Source organism: Pseudomonas sp. B111, from assembly GCF_026428275.1.
GTDB classification, from domain to species: Bacteria; Pseudomonadota; Gammaproteobacteria; order Pseudomonadales; family Pseudomonadaceae; genus Pseudomonas; species Pseudomonas aeruginosa.
Genome location: NZ_CP097857.1, coordinates 2,993,125 through 3,006,617 on the forward strand (window position 1 = coordinate 2,993,125; position 13,493 = coordinate 3,006,617).

The window sequence follows — 13,493 nt, forward strand, 5'->3', positions numbered from 1 at the left end:
CGAGGAGCATGGACCTCTCTGCCCTGCTACGGAGCGACAACGATGCGCAGCGCTTATCGGATCGTCAGCGATCACTATGCGGCCTCTAGCCGTGGGGACCTCGCCGGAATGCTGGCGGACATGGACGAACGCACCGAATGGACGGAAATGGCCGGTTTCCCGCTGGCCGGCACCTATGTCGGCGCGGCCGCCATCGGCGCCGGTGTGTTCCAGGCCTTGCAGCGGGACTGGGAGGGCTTCAGGGTCGAGATCGAGCGCCTGATCGACGGCGGCGACAGCGTGGTCGCCGTCGGTCGATATGCAGCGACCCACCGTCGCAGCGGCAAGTCGTTCGAAGCGCGCGTGGCACACGTATGGACGGTGGAGGACGGCAGGATCCGCCGTTTCGAGCAGTTCTGCGACACCTTGCTGGTGGAGCGGGCGACGCGCTGAACGCGGCGCCCGTGGTGCATGGGCAGGCTATTCGCCGACCGGCGCTTCCAGTTGCGCCCAGAGCGACGGACCACCTGCCGACTTCTCGATCACCGCCAGCCGCGCCGCATGCGCAGCCAGCTCTTCGGCGTTGGCGCGCAGCACCGGGGTGGCGACCCGCGCCGGATCGAGCCGACGGATCGGGCTGACCATCGGCCGGCCGCTGCCGTCGCCTTCCGCGCCGCTGCCGGCCAGCGACAGGCTGGTCTGGCCGCCGGTCATCGCCAGGTAGACGTCGGCGAGGATCTCGGCGTCGAGCAACGCGCCGTGCAGGTCGCGGCCGGAGTTGTCCACGCCGTAGCGCTTGCACAACGCATCGAGGTTGTTGCGCTGGCCCGGATGGCGCTCGCGGGCCATCAGCAGGGTATCCAGCACCGAGCAGTACTCGGTCACGTCCGAGCGGTCCTGCTGGCCCAGCAGGGCGAACTCGTTGTTGATGAAGCCGATATCGAACGCCGCGTTGTGGATGATCAGCTGGGCGCCGCGGATGAATTCGAAGAAATCGTTGGCGACCTCGCGGAAGCGCGGCTTGTCCTTCAGGTATTCGTTGGTGATGCCGTGGACGGCGATCGCCCCTTCGTCGACCTCGCGATCGGGTTGCAGGTAGACGTGGAAGTGGCGACCGGTCAGGCGGCGCCCCTCCAGCTCGACACAGCCGATCTCGATGATCCGGTGACCATCGGTCACCGGCATGCCGGTGGTTTCGGTATCCAGTACGACGCTACGCATCTATAGAGCCTTTCTCTGTTTCGCTGCAGCCGTGGCTGCTGAACGCTGGTTTCGGTGTGGCCGCTCAGCGCGGCAATTCGGCGACGCCACGGTTGGCCAACTGGTCGGCCCGCTCGTTGCCGGGGTCGCCGGTATGCCCGCGGACCCACTGCCACTCCACCTGGTGCCGGGCGACCTGTTCATCCAGGGCCTGCCAGAGGTCGGCATTCTTGACAGGCTGCTTGCTGGCGGTCTTCCAGCCGCGCTTCTTCCAGTTCGGCAACCATTCGGTGATGCCGCGCATCACGTATTCCGAGTCGGTGATCAGACGGATCGGACAGGAACGCTTGAGTGCCGCCAGCGCCTGGATCGCCGCCATCAGCTCCATGCGGTTGTTGGTGGTGTCCGGCTCGCCGCCCCAAAGCTCTCGCTCGGCGCCCTTGTAGAGGAGCAACGCCCCCCAGCCGCCGCGCCCAGGGTTGCCCTTGCAGGCGCCGTCGGTATAGATCACTACCTGTTCTTTATCTGTCATGCCTAAATTTCGGAATCTCGCCGGCTGACTTTCGCCACCGGCATGGGCACCAGCTGACCGCGCGGTTCGCGCTTGCTCTGGCGCAACGGGCGCAACCCCACGACCAGCTTGCGTGCCACCAATAGATAGAAGCCGGCGCCCGAAGACTGCCAGGCGTCGCCCCAGCGCTCCAGGCGAGCCAGGCGCGATTGCCAGGCTGCCGACGCAAGCGGCGGACGATAGCACCCGAAGCGCCGTTTCTCCAGCGCGAAGCCCAGCAGGTTGAGCCAGTCGCAGGCCCGCGACGGAGGAATGCAACGGGCCTGGCGCAAGGCATCCCCGGCGAAATAATGACGGATGCCCCACAGGCTCCATGGGTTGATTCCGATCAGCAGCAGGTGGCCGCCCGGACGAACGGTACGCGCGGCTTCGCGCAGGAGACGGTGAGGCGACAGGCAGAAATCCAGGCCGTGTTGCAGCAGGACCACGTCCGCGGCATGTTCGCTGAGCGGCCAGGCGCCCTCTTCGCAGGCGATGTCCACGCCCGGCAGCGGCGGCCCCAGGCGCACGCCGCGCTGAATCTGCCCGGTGCTCGGCGGCAGTTCGGCATGCGGCCCGTAGTGCACCAGGTAGCCACCGAAGTAACGGGTCAGCTCGTCGCACAACAGGCGTCGCTCCTCGGCCAGCATCAGGCTGCCCAGCGGGCCCTGGAACCAGTCGCGCGCCCGGTTGATCGATGCCAGCCACTCGGCATCGGTCTGGGCGAAGGCTTGCGGTTCGTTCATGCGTACCTCCAGCGTCTTCCCCTTCGCGGCGACGGACGCCGGCACGACGGGAAAATAAGCAATACTATGCGCCAATGACTTCTGCTTAGCGACATCGACCCATGATACAGATCGACGCCCTGCCCGCCTTCAACGACAACTACATCTGGCTGTTGCAAGATGCGACAAGCCGTCGCTGCGCGGTGGTCGACCCCGGCGATGCCAAGCCGGTGGAAGCCTGGCTGGCCGCCCATCCCGACTGGCGGTTGAGCGATATCCTGGTGACCCACCACCATCACGACCACGTCGGCGGCGTCGCGGCCCTGAAGGAACTGACCGGCGCGCGGGTTCTCGGCCCGGCCAACGAGAAGATCCCGGCCCGCGACCTGGCGCTGGAAGACGGCGAACGGGTCGAGGTGCTCGGCCTGGTCTTCGAGATCTTCCACGTGCCCGGCCATACCCTCGGCCATATCGCCTACTACCACCCGGCGGAGACGCCGCTGCTGTTCTGCGGCGACACCCTGTTCGCCGCCGGCTGCGGCCGTCTCTTCGAAGGCACCCCGGCGCAGATGCATCATTCCCTGGCGCGACTGGCCGCGCTGCCGGCCAACACCCGGGTCTACTGCACCCACGAGTACACGCTGAGCAACCTGCGCTTCGCGCTGGCGGTGGAGCCCGACAACGCGGCGCTGCGGGAACGCTTCGAGGAAGCGACCCGGTTGCGCGAACGGGATCGCATCACCCTGCCGTCGGAAATCTCGCTGGAATTGTCGACCAATCCATTTCTTCGCGTTTCGGAAAATTCTGTTAAGAAAAAAGCCGACCAGCGGAGCGGCCAGCAAAACCGCACCCCGGAGGAGGTTTTCGCCGTCCTGAGGGCCTGGAAGGACCAGTTCTGAAGGTTGGCGAAATCTTGACCACTCTTGAGGTCATTTCTAGAATCGCCTGAATTTTTGCCCGGAACAGCACTCAGCCGATGCCGCCACAGACACGTAAAACCCCCGATCTAGACGCCCTGGCTCGCGCCGTCCGGGTGTCCATCCTGCTCATCGCCGGTGCGCTCGCCGGCTGCCAGGGCAGCGGCCAGATCAAGGGGGAGGCCCAGGCCAAAGCAGCACGTCCCGGCGCCCGAGCCGTCGACGTCCAGTTCAATCCCTCCTGGCTGCATACCCAGCCCGGCCAGAACGCCGCCTACAACGACATCTGGGACCGCATGCGCGACGGTTTCCAGCTCCAGGATGCGATCAGCACCAACCCGCGCATCGAACGCCAGCGCCTCTGGTTCCTCAGCAACCAGTCGTTCCTCGAACAATCGAGCGCGCGCGGCAGCCTCTACATGCACTACGTGGTCGAGCGCCTGGAAGAACGCAACATGCCGCTCGAACTGGCGCTGCTGCCGGTCATCGAAAGCGCCTACAACCCCTTCGCCCTGTCGCGCAGCAACGCCGCCGGCCTCTGGCAGTTCATTCCCGCCACCGGCCAGCATTTCAACCTGCGCCAGACCAATTTCTACGACGGTCGCCGCGACATCACCGCCTCGACCAACGCCGCCCTGACCTATCTCGAGCGCCTGCACGACATGTTCAACGGCGACTGGATGCTCGCCCTGGCGGCCTACAACGCCGGCGAAGGCACTGTCAGCCGTGCCATCGAACGCAACGAGAAACTGGGCCTGCCGACCGACTACTGGAACCTGCCGCTGCCGCAGGAAACCCAGGACTACGTACCCAAGCTGCTCGCCCTCTCGCAGATCGTCATGGCGCCGGATTCCTACGGCATCAGCCTGAACCCGATCAACAACGAGCCCTACTTCCAGGCCGTCCGGGTCAAGCGCGGGATCGACCTGTCCAGCGTCGCCGCGCTGGCGAACCTGGACGAGGACGAGCTGTACCAGCTGAACCCGGCCTACAAGCGCCGCGTGACCATGGACGGCCCCCAGCAACTGTTGGTGCCGATGGAGAAAGCGGCGTTCCTGACCGCCTCGCTGGACACCCTCAAGCCGAAGGAAGTCACCGCCTGGCAGCAATACCGGGTGCGTAGCGGCGACAGCCTGCACAGCATCGCCAACCGCTATCGGATCACCGTAGCGGAGCTCAAGAGCGCCAACCGCCTGTCCAGCAACCACCTGCGCAAGGGCCAGCAACTGAGCATCCCCGGGCAGATCGCCGGCGGCGCCGTCAAGCCGGTCTACCAGCAACTCGCCCGACAGGCTTCCACCCCGGCCAGAACCCGCTCCTATAAGGTCAAGAACGGCGACAGCCTGTGGCAGATCGCCCGCAACAACGGCGTCGACGTCAACGACCTGAAGCGCTGGAACGGCCTGGACAAGCACGCCCTGAAGGTCGGCCAGACCCTCAAGCTGCAAGGCGGCACCCAGGCCCTGTCGGCCCGCAAGGGAAATGCCGCCGGCAAGCGCGACAGCGCCACCTACTACAAGGTCAAGCAAGGCGACTCGATGTACCTGATCGCCAAGCGCTTCAATGTCGAGATGAAGCACCTGCAGCGCTGGAACCCGCGCAGCAAGCAGGCGCTCAAGCCCGGCCAGACCCTGACCCTGTACCTGGACACCGCGAGCCGCTGACAGCCCATTGCAGGCCGTCCCGAAACGCCACGCCCGCTCCTGCCGGCGTGGCGTTTTCGCAAGCGCGGCCAGAACCCCAGACCCTAGGCCGGCCAGGCCCGCGCTCCCTCTTTTTTCCTGTGCGGGCAAGGTGTTACTGTTGCCTGACGATTCGTTGTCAAAAATAGCCAAGGACCCGGACACACGCCTGATGCGTCGCCTCTCCTTCCTGATCCTCGGCCTGGCCGTGAGCCTGCCCAGCTTCGCCGCGATTACCCAGAGCCATGGTTATGCCCAATTCGGCACGCTCAAGTATCCGGCCAATTTCCAGCACTTCGACTGGACCAATCCCGACGCCCCCAAAGGCGGCACCTTGCGCCTGATGGCCTCGGGCAGCTTCGACACGCTCAACCCCTACACCCTGAAAGGCACCAGCCCGATCGGCACCGGCGATTTCCTCCAGTACGGCGTCAATGAGCTGAACGAACCATTGATGGTGGGCACCGGCCTGTACGACCCGTCCGGCGACGAACCAGCCTCCAGCTATGGCCTGATCGCGAAGAGCGTGGAATACGCGGAAAACCGCAGCTGGGTGGTATTCAACCTGCGGCCGGAAGCACGCTTCCACGACGGCAGGCCGATCACCGCCAGCGACGTGGCCTTTTCCTATCGCACCCTGGTCAAGCAGGGGCACCCGATGTACCGCACCTACCTGCAGGAGGTGAAGCGGGTCGATATCCTCACCTCCCACCGGGTGCGTTTCGTCCTGCGGCGCTCCGGCAACCCGCTGCTGATCCTGCGCCTGGGCGAGCTTCCGGTGCTGCCGCAGCATTACTGGAAGGATCGCGACTTCCGCGCCACCACCTTCACCGCGCCGCTGGGCAGCGGTCCCTATCGCATCGTCGAGATCGATCCCGGGCGCCGCCTGGTGTTCGAACGCGTGAAGGGCTGGTGGGGCGAAAAACTGCCGGTGAACCGCGGCAAATACAATTTCGACCGGGTCGTGGTGGATTTCTACCGGGACAACGGCGTCGCCTTCGAAGCCTTCAAGGCCGGCGAGTTCGACTTCTACATCGAGCACCAGGCGAAGAACTGGCTGAACAACTATCGCTTCCCCGCGGTTCTGCGCGGCGATGTGATCCGCACGGAAATCCCGCACCAGATCCCCAGCCAGACCCAGGCGTTGTTCATGAACACCCGTCGCGCCGTGTTCAAGGAGCGCGCGCTACGCCAGGCGCTGGGCGAGATGTTCGACTTCGAATGGACCAATCGCGCCCTCTTCAGCAATTCCTACCTGCGCTCGCGCAGCTACTACCCGAACAGCGAATTCGCCGCCAGCGGCGTCCCGGAGGGCCAGGAATGGCTGTACCTGTCGCCGTACCGCAAGCAATTGCCGGCGCAGTTGTTCAAACAGCCATTCAGCCTGCCGACCACCGAGGGGCGCGGCATTCCCCGTGAAACCCTCAGGCATGCACTCGGTCTACTGGCCGATGCCGGCTGGAAGCTGTCCGGCGACCGACTGCTGAATAAAAAGGGCGAACCGCTGCGCTTCGAAATCCTGCTGGTCAATCCGAGCCTGGAGCGTATTCTCCAGCCCTATCGCGAAAACCTCGCCAGCATCGGCATCGACGCGCGCCTGCGCACCGTCGACCGCGCCCAATACAAGCAGCGCCTGGACCAGTTCGACTACGACATGATCCTCATGACCCTGCCGCAGACCCTCAGTCCCGGCCTGGAACAGTGGCAGTACTTCCACTCCAGCCAGGTGAAGGTCAAGGGCAGCAAGAATTACGCGGGCATCGCCAACCCGGTGGTCGACGCCATGCTCAACCGCCTGCTCGGCGCCCACAGCCGCGACGAACAGGTCGCCGCCGCGCGCGCCCTGGACCGGACCTTGCTCTGGCAGTACTACAGCATTCCCAACTGGTACCTCAATTCGCACCGTCTGGCGTACCGCAACCGCTTCGCCTTCGTCGCCACCCCGCCCTACACCCTGGGCCTGCGCGCGTGGTGGCAGAAAAACCTGGAGACGTCCCGATGATCCGTCCCCGCTTCACCCCTCTGCTGGCAGCCCTGCTGCTCGGCTGCTGCGGCCCGCTCCTCGCCGCCCCGAAACATGCACTGACGCTCTACGATGAGCCTCCGAAGTATCCCGCCGATTTCAAGCATTTCGACTACGTGAATCCGGATGCGCCGAAAGGCGGCATCCTCCGCCAAGCCGACTTCGGCGGCTTCGACAGCCTCAACCCGTTCATCGGCAAGGGCGTCTCGGCCCCTTCGCTGGGCCTGATCTACGACACCCTGGCCTTCCAGTCGCAGGACGAGCCGTTCACCGAATACGGCCTGCTCGCGGAGAAGATCGAGAAGGCACCGGACAACAGCTACGTGCGCTTCTACCTGCGCCCCCAGGCCCGTTTCAGCGATGGCACGCCGGTCACCGCCGAAGACGTGGTGTTCACCTTCGAGACGCTGGTGAGCAAGGGCGACCCGATGTACCGCAACTACTATGCGGACGTCGACAAGGTGGTCGCCGAGGACAAGCTTCGCGTGCGCTTCGACTTCAAGCACGCCGGCAACCGCGAACTGCCGCTGATCCTCGGCCAGATCGCGATCCTGCCGAAACACTGGTGGGCCGACCGCGACTTTTCCAAGACCGGCATGGAAATCCCGGTAGGCAGCGGTCCCTACCGCATCGCCAAGGTCGATCCGGGACGCTCCATCAGCTACGAGCGAGTCAAGGACTGGTGGGCCAAGGACCTTCCGGTCTCCCGCGGACTCTATAACTTCGACACCATCACCATCGACTCCTATCGCGACATGTCGGTCGCCCTGGAAGCCTTCAAGGCCGGCCAGTACGACGTCAACCTCGAATATTCGGCGAAGGACTGGGCCACCGGCTACGAGTCGCCGGCATTGCGCGACGGGCGCTTCATCAAGGCCAGCATCCACAACCACAACCCGGTGGGGATGCAGGGCTTCGCCTTCAATATCCGCCGCCCGGTGTTCCAGGACCGCCGGGTACGCCAGGCGATCAGCCTGCTGTTCGACTTCGAATGGTCGAACAAGCAGCTGTTCTTCAGCTCCTACAAGCGCACCAACAGCTATTTCGAGAACTCGGAGATGGCCGCCCACCAGTTGCCCAGCGAAGCCGAGCTGAAGATCCTCGAACCGCTGCGCGGCAAGATTCCCGACGAGGCCTTCGACCAGGTCTTCCAGAATCCGGTCAATGACGGCAGCGGGGTGATCCGCGAGCAGCGGCGCAAGGCCTACCAGTTGCTCACCGAGGCCGGCTACAGGATCGAGAACAACCGCATGGTAGGTCCCGACGGCCAACCACTGAGCTTCGAATTCATGCTGTTCCAGGCCAACATGGAACGGGTCATCCTGCCGTTCAAGCGCAACCTGGCCGAACTTGGCATCGACATGCAGATCCGTCGCGTCGACGTCTCGCAGTTCGTCAACCGCCTGCGCTCGCGGGATTTCGACATGACCTCGGCGACCTGGCCGCAATCCAACTCGCCAGGCAACGAACAGCGAGAGTTCTGGCATTCCAGCAGCGCCGACAAGGCCGGCAGCCGCAACTTCATCGGCCTCAAGGACCCGGCCATCGACAGCCTGGTGGAAAGCCTGATCCAGTCCGACTCGCGGCAAAGCCTGATCGACCATACCCGCGCCCTCGACCGCGTACTGTCGTGGGGCTACTACGTGGTTCCCAACTACTACGTCGATACCTGGCGGGTCGCCTACTGGAACCGTTTCGGCCGGCCGAAGGTGACGCCACTCTACGACTGGGGCCTGATGACCTGGTGGCAGACCAGCGACAAGGCGCTGCCGAGCAAGGCGCAAGCCGAAGCCGCGCAAGACGCCGAGCCGGAACGGGAGTAACGCCGCATGCTCTCCTATATCCTGCGGCGCCTGCTGCTGATCGTCCCTACCCTGTTCGGCATCCTGCTGATCAACTTCATCATCATCCAGGCCGCTCCCGGCGGTCCGGTGGAGCAGATGATCGCCAAGCTGGAAGGCTTCGACGCCGCTTCCGGCGGCGCCACCGGACGCATCTCCGGCGGCGGCGGCGAAGTCGCCGTGGCCGGCTCGCAATACCGCGGCGCGCAAGGCCTGGACCCGGAGCTGGTGAAAGAGATCGAGCGCATGTACGGCTTCGACAAGTCGACCCCCGAGCGCTTCATGATCATGCTGAAGAACTACCTGCACCTGGACTTCGGGCAGAGTTTCTTTCGCGACGCCAAGGTCACCGACCTGATCATCGAGAAATTGCCGGTGTCGATCTCGCTCGGACTCTGGAGCACGCTGATCATGTACCTGGTGTCGATCCCGCTGGGGATCGCCAAGGCGGTCCGCCATGGCAGCGTCTTCGACATCTGGACCAGCTCGGCGATCATCGTCGGCTACGCCATTCCCGCCTTCCTCTTCGCCATCCTGCTGGTGGTGCTGTTCGCCGGCGGCAGCTACTGGGACTGGTTCCCCCTGCGCGGCCTGACCTCGAACAACTTCGACCAGCTCAGCCTCGGCGGCAAGGTACTCGACTATTTCTGGCACCTGGCCTTGCCGGTAACCGCCCTGGTGATCGGCAACTTCGCCACCATCACGCTGCTGACCAAGAACAGCTTCCTCGACGAGATCGGCAAGCAATACGTGGTCACCGCCCGCGCCAAGGGCCTGACCGAACGCCGCGTGCTCTACGGGCACGTATTCCGCAACGCCATGCTGCTGGTGATTGCCGGCCTGCCGGCTGCGCTGCTGGGGATCTTCTTCACCGGTTCGCTGTTGATCGAGGTGATCTTCTCCCTCGACGGCCTCGGCCTGCTCAGCTTCGAAGCGGCGATGAACCGCGACTACCCGGTGGTCTTCGGCACGCTGTTCATCTTCACCCTGTTCGGGCTGGTCATGAAGCTGATCAGCGATATCGTCTACACCCTGGTCGATCCGCGCATCGACTTCGAGAACCGGGAGTAATCCGATGCGCCTGTCTCCCATCAACCAGCGCCGCTGGGCCCGCTTCAAGAGCAACAAGCGTGGCTGGTGGTCGCTCTGGCTGTTCCTCATCCTGTTCGTCGGCAGCCTCGGCGCCGAACTGATCGCCAACGACAAACCGCTGGTCGTGCATTACGACGGCGGCTGGTATTTCCCGGTCTTCAAACGCTACCCGGAAACCACCTTCGGCGGCGAATTCCCCCTGGAAGCCAACTACAAGAGCCCCTACATCAGCCAACTGATCGCCGAGAAGGACGGCTGGGTGCTTTGGCCGCCGATCCCCTACAGCTACGACACCATCAACTACGAGCTGAAGGTTCCCGCCCCCGCCCCGCCGTCGGCGGAAAACTGGCTGGGCACCGACGACCAGGCCCGCGACGTGCTCGCCCGGGTGATCTACGGCTTCCGCGTGTCGATCCTCTTCGCCCTGACCCTGACCGTGCTCAGTTCTCTGATCGGCGTCACCGTCGGCGCCCTGCAAGGCTACTACGGCGGCTGGGTCGACCTGCTCGGCCAGCGTTTCCTGGAAGTCTGGTCGGGGCTGCCGGTGCTCTACCTGCTGATCATCCTGGCCAGCTTCGTCCAGCCGAACTTCTGGTGGCTGCTGGGCATCATGCTGCTGTTTTCCTGGATGAGCCTGGTGGACGTGGTCCGCGCCGAGTTCCTCCGCGGGCGCAACCTGGAATACGTCCGCGCCGCCCGGGCCCTCGGCATGCGCAACAGCGCCATCATGTTCCGTCACATCCTGCCGAACGCGATGATCTCGACCCTGACCTTCATGCCGTTCATCCTCACCGGCGCCATCGGCACCCTCACCTCCCTGGACTTCCTCGGCTTCGGCCTGCCGCCCGGCGCGCCGTCGCTAGGCGAGTTGGTCGCCCAGGGCAAGTCCAACCTCCAGGCACCCTGGCTGGGCATTTCCGCCTTCGTGGTGCTGGCGGTCATGCTGAGCCTGCTGGTGTTCATCGGCGAAGCCGCCCGCGACGCTTTCGACCCGAGGAAATGAGATGAGCGAGAACATTCTGGAAATCCGCGACCTCGCCGTCGAATTCCTCTCCGGCGAGCAACGCCAGCGGGTGGTCGAAGGCGTCAGCTTCGACATCCGCCAGGGCGAGACCCTGGCCCTGGTCGGCGAAAGCGGCTCGGGCAAGTCGGTGACCGCCCACTCGATCCTGCGCCTGCTGCCCTACTCCGTCGCCAGCCACCCAGCAGGCAGCATCCACTACCAGGGCGAGGATCTGCTCAAGCTCCCGGAACGGCGCCTGCGCGGGATCCGCGGCAACCGCATCGCCATGGTCTTCCAGGAACCCATGACCTCGCTCAATCCGCTGCATACCATCGAGAAGCAGCTCGCCGAGGTCCTCGCCCTGCACAAGGGCCTGGGTGGCGCCAAGGCCAGCGCGAGAATTCTCGAACTGCTCGAGCTGGTCGGCATCCCCGAGCCAGCCAAGCGCCTGAAAGCCTATCCACACGAACTCTCCGGCGGCCAGCGGCAGCGGGTGATGATCGCCATGGCCCTGGCCTGCGAGCCGCAACTGCTGATCGCCGACGAACCGACCACCGCGCTCGACGTCACCGTCCAGTTGAAGATCCTCGATCTGCTCAAGGACCTGCAGGCACGCCTGGGCATGTCCCTGCTGCTGATCACCCACGACCTCAACCTGGTCCGGCGCATCGCCCACCGCGTCTGCGTCATGCAACAAGGGCGGATCGTCGAGCAGGCTTCCTGCCAGGAACTCTTCGCAGCCCCGCGACACCCCTATACCCGCGAGCTGCTCAACGCCGAGCCCAGCGGTGCGCCGGCAAGCAACCCGCCCGGTGAAACCCTGTTGGCGGTGGACGACCTGCGGGTCTGGTTCCCGATCCGCAAAGGCGTGTTCCGCCGCACCGTGGACCACGTCAAGGCGGTCGACGGGGTCAATTTCGAACTACCCCGCGGGCAGACGCTGGGCATCGTTGGCGAAAGCGGCTCGGGCAAGTCGACCCTTGGCCTGGCAATCCTGCGGCTGCTGGAAAGCCAGGGCGGCATCCGCTTCGAAGGCACCCGGCTGGACGGTCTCGCGCAACATGACGTGCGCCCGCTGCGCCGCGAGATGCAGGTGGTGTTCCAGGACCCGTATGGCAGCCTCAGCCCACGCATGTGTGTCGGCGAGATCGTCGGCGAAGGCCTGCGCATCCATAGGATCGGCAGCGAGGCCGAACAGGAGCAGGCGATCATCGACGCGCTGGTGGAGGTCGGGCTCGATCCGCAGACCCGCTACCGTTACCCCCACGAATTCTCCGGCGGCCAGCGCCAGCGCATCGCCATCGCCCGGGCACTGGTGCTGAAACCGGCACTGATCCTGCTCGACGAACCGACCTCGGCGCTCGACCGCACCGTGCAGCGCCAGGTCGTGGAATTGCTGCGGCAACTGCAGGGCAAGTACAACCTCACCTACCTGTTCATCAGCCACGACCTGGCGGTAGTCAAGGCGCTCAGCCACCAGTTGATGGTGGTTCGACATGGCAAGGTAGTGGAACAGGGCAGCGCCGAAGCGGTTTTCGCCTCGCCGCAACATCCCTATACGCAGCAATTGCTGGAGGCCGCCTTCATGGCCCCGGCAAGCGCGGAAAACTGAGTAGCAGACAAGGAACGGACCATGGGATTTCTCACAGGAAAACGCGCCCTGATCGTCGGAGTCGCCAGCAAGCTCTCCATCGCTTCCGGCATCGCCGCCGCCATGCACCGGGAAGGCGCCGAACTGGCCTTCACCTACCAGAACGACAAGCTCAGGGGCCGGGTGGAGGAGTTCGCCAGTGGCTGGGGCTCGCGGCCGGAGCTGTGCTTCCCCTGTGACGTGGCCGACGACAGCCAGATCGAAGCGGTGTTCGCCGCCCTGGGCAAGCACTGGGACGGCCTGGACATCATCGTCCACTCCGTCGGATTCGCTCCAGGCGATCAGCTCGACGGCGACTTCACCGCGGTGACCACCCGCGAGGGCTTCCGCATCGCCCACGACATCAGCGCCTACAGCTTCATCGCCCTGGCCAAGGCCGGACGGGAAATGATGAAGGGCCGCAACGGCAGCCTGCTGACCCTCTCCTACCTGGGCGCCGAACGGACCATGCCGAACTACAACGTAATGGGCATGGCCAAGGCCAGCCTGGAGGCCGGGGTCCGCTACCTGGCCGGCAGCCTGGGCGCGGAAGGCACCCGGGTCAATGCGGTTTCCGCCGGGCCGATCCGAACGCTCGCCGCCTCCGGAATCAAGAGCTTCCGCAAGATGCTGGCCGCCAACGAGCGGCAGACGCCGCTGCGGCGCAACGTCACCATCGAGGAAGTCGGCAATGCCGGCGCCTTCCTCTGTTCGGACCTGGCCAGCGGTATCAGTGGCGAGATCCTCTACGTCGATGGCGGCTTCAACACTACCGCCATGGGCCCGCTGGACGACGACTGATCACCCCGCCCATGAAAAATGGCCGCTTCGAGCGGCCTTTTTCATGGGCG

At 64.9% G+C, this 13,493-nt stretch carries 12 protein-coding genes; 9 read left to right on the forward strand and 3 right to left on the reverse strand.

Translation table 11 applies throughout. From position 1 onward, the window contains the following. Window positions 1-42: 42 nt before the first annotated feature. Complete coding sequence (locus M6E97_RS13795) at window positions 43-432, forward strand: nuclear transport factor 2 family protein (protein WP_003132809.1); 390 nt, start codon at window positions 43-45, stop codon at window positions 430-432. 27 nt (window positions 433-459) lie between these two features. Here M6E97_RS13795 and dnaQ read toward each other — a convergent pair whose 3' ends face one another. The 3 genes from dnaQ to M6E97_RS13810 all read right to left on the reverse strand — a co-directional run bounded on the left by dnaQ (window position 460) and on the right by M6E97_RS13810 (window position 2,475). After that, the gene (dnaQ, locus tag M6E97_RS13800) at window positions 460-1,200 is read right to left on the reverse strand and encodes a DNA polymerase III subunit epsilon (RefSeq protein ID WP_003087958.1); all 741 of its coding nucleotides are present in this window, start codon (window positions 1,198-1,200) and stop codon (window positions 460-462) included. A gap of 64 nt (window positions 1,201-1,264) precedes the next feature. Next, window positions 1,265-1,711 carry a ribonuclease HI gene (gene rnhA, locus M6E97_RS13805; RefSeq protein WP_003087954.1) on the reverse strand — a complete coding sequence of 149 codons (447 nt, stop codon included), beginning with the start codon at window positions 1,709-1,711 and terminating at the stop codon, window positions 1,265-1,267. 2 nt (window positions 1,712-1,713) lie between these two features. Then, a complete protein-coding gene (locus M6E97_RS13810) occupies window positions 1,714-2,475 on the reverse strand; it encodes a methyltransferase domain-containing protein (protein WP_003087952.1) in 762 nt (253 codons plus the stop codon). Between the two features lie 101 nt (window positions 2,476-2,576). On the opposite strand from M6E97_RS13810, the gene gloB reads away from it, so the two are divergent. The 8 genes from gloB to fabI all read left to right on the forward strand — a co-directional run bounded on the left by gloB (window position 2,577) and on the right by fabI (window position 13,443). Further along, entirely contained in the window at window positions 2,577-3,353 is a 777-nt protein-coding gene (gloB, locus tag M6E97_RS13815) for a hydroxyacylglutathione hydrolase (protein ID WP_003087949.1), read from the forward strand. A gap of 77 nt (window positions 3,354-3,430) precedes the next feature. Then, window positions 3,431-5,035 carry a lytic transglycosylase domain-containing protein gene (locus M6E97_RS13820; protein WP_034005417.1) on the forward strand — a complete coding sequence of 535 codons (1,605 nt, stop codon included), beginning with the start codon at window positions 3,431-3,433 and terminating at the stop codon, window positions 5,033-5,035. Window positions 5,036-5,225: 190 nt separating this feature from the next. Then, entirely contained in the window at window positions 5,226-7,055 is a 1,830-nt protein-coding gene (locus M6E97_RS13825; protein ID WP_034005418.1) for an extracellular solute-binding protein, read from the forward strand. Then, window positions 7,052-8,899, forward strand: a complete 1,848-nt coding sequence (locus tag M6E97_RS13830) for an extracellular solute-binding protein (RefSeq protein WP_003087944.1) — start codon at window positions 7,052-7,054, stop codon at window positions 8,897-8,899. Before M6E97_RS13825 ends, M6E97_RS13830 begins: the two co-directional genes overlap by 4 nt. Before the next feature lie 6 nt (window positions 8,900-8,905). Then, window positions 8,906-9,988: a microcin C ABC transporter permease YejB gene (locus M6E97_RS13835; protein ID WP_034005420.1), complete on the forward strand. Its 1,083-nt coding sequence runs from the start codon at window positions 8,906-8,908 to the stop codon at window positions 9,986-9,988. A gap of 4 nt (window positions 9,989-9,992) precedes the next feature. Continuing rightward, a complete protein-coding gene (locus tag M6E97_RS13840) occupies window positions 9,993-11,012 on the forward strand; it encodes an ABC transporter permease (protein ID WP_003087942.1) in 1,020 nt (339 codons plus the stop codon). 1 nt (window position 11,013) lies between these two features. Beyond that, a complete protein-coding gene (locus M6E97_RS13845) occupies window positions 11,014-12,624 on the forward strand; it encodes an ABC transporter ATP-binding protein (RefSeq protein WP_003087940.1) in 1,611 nt (536 codons plus the stop codon). Between the two features lie 21 nt (window positions 12,625-12,645). Then, window positions 12,646-13,443, forward strand: a complete 798-nt coding sequence (fabI, locus tag M6E97_RS13850; protein WP_003087936.1) for an enoyl-ACP reductase FabI — start codon at window positions 12,646-12,648, stop codon at window positions 13,441-13,443. The last annotated feature ends 50 nt before the right edge of the window (window positions 13,444-13,493 follow it).

What these genes read in the sequence shown, in the direction of transcription:
- M6E97_RS13795 (WP_003132809.1), top strand. Translation starts at nt 43, where the DNA reads ATGCGCAGCGCTTATCGGATCGTCAGCGATCACTATGCGGCCTCTAGC.
- dnaQ (WP_003087958.1), bottom strand. Translation starts at nt 1,200, where the DNA reads ATGCGTAGCGTCGTACTGGATACCGAAACCACCGGCATGCCGGTGACC.
- rnhA (WP_003087954.1), bottom strand. Translation starts at nt 1,711, where the DNA reads ATGACAGATAAAGAACAGGTAGTGATCTATACCGACGGCGCCTGCAAG.
- M6E97_RS13810 (WP_003087952.1), bottom strand. Translation starts at nt 2,475, where the DNA reads ATGAACGAACCGCAAGCCTTCGCCCAGACCGATGCCGAGTGGCTGGCA.
- gloB (WP_003087949.1), top strand. Translation starts at nt 2,577, where the DNA reads ATGATACAGATCGACGCCCTGCCCGCCTTCAACGACAACTACATCTGG.
- M6E97_RS13820 (WP_034005417.1), top strand. Translation starts at nt 3,431, where the DNA reads ATGCCGCCACAGACACGTAAAACCCCCGATCTAGACGCCCTGGCTCGC.
- M6E97_RS13825 (WP_034005418.1), top strand. Translation starts at nt 5,226, where the DNA reads ATGCGTCGCCTCTCCTTCCTGATCCTCGGCCTGGCCGTGAGCCTGCCC.
- M6E97_RS13830 (WP_003087944.1), top strand. Translation starts at nt 7,052, where the DNA reads ATGATCCGTCCCCGCTTCACCCCTCTGCTGGCAGCCCTGCTGCTCGGC.
- M6E97_RS13835 (WP_034005420.1), top strand. Translation starts at nt 8,906, where the DNA reads ATGCTCTCCTATATCCTGCGGCGCCTGCTGCTGATCGTCCCTACCCTG.
- M6E97_RS13840 (WP_003087942.1), top strand. Translation starts at nt 9,993, where the DNA reads ATGCGCCTGTCTCCCATCAACCAGCGCCGCTGGGCCCGCTTCAAGAGC.
- M6E97_RS13845 (WP_003087940.1), top strand. Translation starts at nt 11,014, where the DNA reads ATGAGCGAGAACATTCTGGAAATCCGCGACCTCGCCGTCGAATTCCTC.
- fabI (WP_003087936.1), top strand. Translation starts at nt 12,646, where the DNA reads ATGGGATTTCTCACAGGAAAACGCGCCCTGATCGTCGGAGTCGCCAGC.